Origin of the sequence: Persicitalea sp. (genome assembly GCF_041751555.1) — a bacterium.
Lineage (GTDB): Bacteria > Bacteroidota > Bacteroidia > Cytophagales > Spirosomataceae > Persicitalea.
Genome location: NZ_JBGSXF010000723.1, coordinates 1 through 3,570 on the forward strand (window position 1 = coordinate 1; position 3,570 = coordinate 3,570).

General features: G+C 53.9%; 3 protein-coding genes and 1 pseudogene. 2 read left to right on the plus strand and 2 right to left on the minus strand.

Annotation, left to right across the window (positions count from 1 at the left end):
• Both ACEW8P_RS25345 and ACEW8P_RS25350 read right to left on the minus strand, forming a co-directional pair.
• Positions 1–318: pseudogene (locus ACEW8P_RS25345) on the minus strand (metallophosphoesterase); the annotation flags it as partial.
• 69 nt (positions 319–387) lie between these two features.
• Entirely contained in the window at positions 388–549 is a 162-nt protein-coding gene (locus tag ACEW8P_RS25350) for a hypothetical protein (RefSeq protein ID WP_373515852.1), read from the minus strand.
• A 118-nt stretch (positions 550–667) separates the two neighbouring features.
• Here ACEW8P_RS25350 and ACEW8P_RS25355 point away from each other — a divergent pair, with 118 nt between their 5' ends.
• A complete protein-coding gene (locus ACEW8P_RS25355; RefSeq protein ID WP_373515853.1) occupies positions 668–1,996 on the plus strand; it encodes a sugar porter family MFS transporter in 1,329 nt (442 codons plus the stop codon).
• A 54-nt stretch (positions 1,997–2,050) separates the two neighbouring features.
• Positions 2,051–3,559 (plus strand): glycoside hydrolase family 32 protein, encoded by a 1,509-nt coding sequence (locus ACEW8P_RS25360; protein ID WP_373515854.1) that lies wholly within the window; start codon positions 2,051–2,053, stop codon positions 3,557–3,559.
• The last annotated feature ends 11 nt before the right edge of the window (positions 3,560–3,570 follow it).

A 3,570-nucleotide genomic window follows, 5' to 3' on the forward strand; every position in this document is an offset into this window, starting at 1 on the left:
GTAAATATTGAATACCTGCGACTGGTACTGAAGGTCGGTTCCGCAGCAGTAGGCGTTATCGCCCAGCCACAGCCACAGATCGACCGGGCCGTTCTTTTTGGCCAGGTACTGCTCGAAGACTGCCAACTGATTATCGCGGTACGCGGTATCAGGTTCGTCGGCTGCCCCGAAATCGCCCATCGCCCAGAAGCGAATCGGACGTTTGGTACCCGCCGCCGGAGCGGTTACGAAAAACTGGTCACGACTTTGGCTGAGAAATCGCTGGCTGGTGCCGATTTTGTAAACGTACTTCGTCTCGCGCGACAGTCCGGTTAGCACGATTTCGTGTTCCGTCGTCGAAGCGTTATCGACTTTTGCGGAAAACTTCGTGGTGTCGCTGGCGGCGGCCTACTGCACCCGGCTGTCGGTTGGCGTGTCGGTGCGCCAGCGGACAGTGATTCCGTCGGCGGTGGGACGCTGTAGATATGGGCCGCGGATCACATTCTGAGCGGCGAGATCAGTTACTGCCAGGCAAAGGGTAAAAAAAGCAATCTTAGAAAGTGAGGGCATTTTTTAGGAGTCAGGGTAATTGCCAAAGATAGTTCAAAACCGCGTTTCCCCGATTTTGGATTACTGGAATATTCGCCGCAAATTGGGTACTTTCTCAAACCAGTGACCCTTTCTCTAAATGAGTAATTCTACCAAAATTTTCTTCTGGTCTATCTCCGCTGCCCTGGGCGGCTTTCTTTTCGGCTTCGATACGGCGGTGATTTCCGGTGCGGAGCAAACCCTGCAAGTCCTCTGGAACTCCACCCCATTTGAACACGGCCTGACGGTTTCCATCGCTCTCATCGGCACGGTGGTAGGCGCGCTGTTCGGCGGTTTGCCCGCCGATAAGTACGGGCGCAAGTACAGCCTGCTCATCGTGGCGGTGCTGTACCTGATATCGGCTCTGGGATCGGGCTTGGCGACGGGCTGGGGCATGTTCCTGATCTTCCGGTTTATTGGCGGAGTGGGTGTGGGCATTTCGTCGGTGGTGGCGCCGATGTACATCTCCGAGATTGCGCCGCCCTCGCGGCGCGGACGTCTGGTGGCGCTCTTTCAATTCAATATCGTGCTGGGTATCCTGATTTCGTACCTCTCCAACTACGGCCTGGAAGGCATCGGTGAAAATGCCTGGCGCTGGATGCTGGGCGTCGAGGCCATTCCGGCAGTACTCTTCATGGTATCCATTTTCTTTATCCCTGAAAGCCCGCGCTGGCTGATTTTGAAGAAAAATAAAATCCACGAAGCGCGCGAAATCCTCAACGTCAGCGACTCAGCCGAAGCCGAGCGCGTGGTGGTTTCTATTTTGAAAAGCAAAAATGAGGCCACCGAAGGCAGCTACCGGGATTTGTTCAAACCGCTCTACCGCACGCCCGTCCGGCTGGCGGTGCTGTTCGCGCTTTTCAACCAACTGTCCGGTATTAACGCCATCATTTACTACGCTCCGCGTGTATTCGAGATGGCCGGACTGGGCAAGGAATCGGCTTTGCTCTCGTCGGCGGGCATCGGGCTGGTCAACCTACTGGCCACACTGCTGGGGCTGTCGCTCATTGACAAATTCGGCCGCAAATTTCTGATGTACGTCGGCTCCCTGGGCGTTATCGTTGCGCTGGTGTTAGTGGCCAATTCCTTTTTTAGCGAAAATCTTGGTGGCTCGCAGGTACCCGTGTTCCTGTTCGTTTACATTGCCTTCTTCGCCCTGTCACAGGGGGCGGTAATTTGGGTGTTCATTTCCGAGATATTTCCCAACGATGTCCGCGCTTACGGGCAGTCGCTGGGTAGTTTCACGCACTGGATTGCAGCGGCGGTGATTTCGTTCATTTTTCCCTACATCGCCGAAACCTTCGGTGGCGGGCCTACCTTCTCTTTCTTTGCCGGGATGATGGTGCTGCAGCTGCTATTCGTGTGGCGGATGATGCCCGAGACAAAGGGAACGTCGCTGGAAGGCATCGAACAGGCGGTGGCGGCGTAGGGTTAGGCACGGTTTATTTAAAACAACAAGATTGTTTTTCATAGATATTCAACAATGATGCATAAATTACTCACGTCCCTTACCATTATCGCCCTCCTCGCTACCTGCACCACAAAGGAAGAAAAAACTCAGGTACCTGACGTAGAACCCGGAGACTACCGACCCGCCTACCACTACGCCCCGCCGCAGAATTGGACCAACGACCCCAACGGCCTGGTCTATCTCGATGGCGAGTATCATCTTTTTTACCAATACAACCCTGAGGCCGATACCTGGGGTCATATGAGTTGGGCCCATGCCGTGAGCGAAGACCTCAAAACCTGGGAAGAACTGCCGCTGGCTCTGGCTGAGTACCAGAATGCCGACAGCACTGAAACCATGATCTTTTCAGGCAGCGTGGTGGTGGACAGCCTGAACACTTCCGGCTTCTTCGAGCCGGGCTTCAAAAAAGGAATGGTTGCTATCTACACTTCGCACGTCCATCAGGAAATAGATGGCAAAGATCAGGGCGTGGCGCAGCACCAGAGTTTGGCGTACAGCGCCGACAAAGGCCGCAGCTGGAAGTACTTTGACAAGAACCCCGTGCTTGATATTGGAATGAAGGATTTCCGCGATCCCAGCGTATTCTGGTACGAGGGCATGTGGAAAATGGTCGTGGCTAAGCCCAAAGAGTATGCCGTGCAGATCTATGAATCGAGCGACCTTAAAAAGTGGACGCGGCTGAGCGAGTTTGGCAGAATGGGCGACATGGCCAAAATATGGGAGTGTCCTTCGCTGTTCAAAGTACCCGTAGAAGGTAATGAGGAAGAAAAATGGGTGATGCTAATCTCGAGCGCGGCGGAAGATACCGAGTTTACGGGCATGCAGTACTTCGTGGGTAGTTTCGATGGTAAACGCTTCCAGGCCGACCGCCAAAAGGGCGTCCGCCGCGTGGACTACGGCAAAGATTTTTACGCCGCCATTCCATTCAACAACCTTCCAGCCAACCAGCCGAAGCCGATCATTTTGGGCTGGGCGAGCAATTGGGTTTATGCCGGCAAGACGCCTACCACGGGCTACCGAGGGATGTTCTCGCTGCCACGCCAATTGTCTCTGCGCCCCGATAGTAGCGGGGTGTACCATTTGATCCAACAACCTGTATTTAAAGATAAAATCTCCACGAAGACCCTGACCATGAAGGCCCCTGACCTGAAAGCTGGGGTGGTTCTGAAAATGGATGCTGGCAACTCCTACCGCCTTAACCTAACGATCGAACTGGATGAGGCGGAGAACTTTTCGGTCAAGCTGTTGAACAACGAAATGGAGGAAAGCGTGTTGGCCTATGATGTGGTTACCAACAAGCTTACCCTGGATCGTACTAAATCCGGGAAGGTGGATTTTCACGAAAAATTTCCCAGCGTGGAGTCTATGATCGTGCCGCCCCGCAATGGCGAGTTAAAACTGGATATTTTCGTGGACAATTCCATCGTGGAGATCTTTGCCAATGACGGCGCGGCGGTGCTGACCGACCTGGTCTATCCGACCAAGAAGAAAGGCGAGGTGGCGATCGGCACCAATCTGTAATTCCTTTCTTT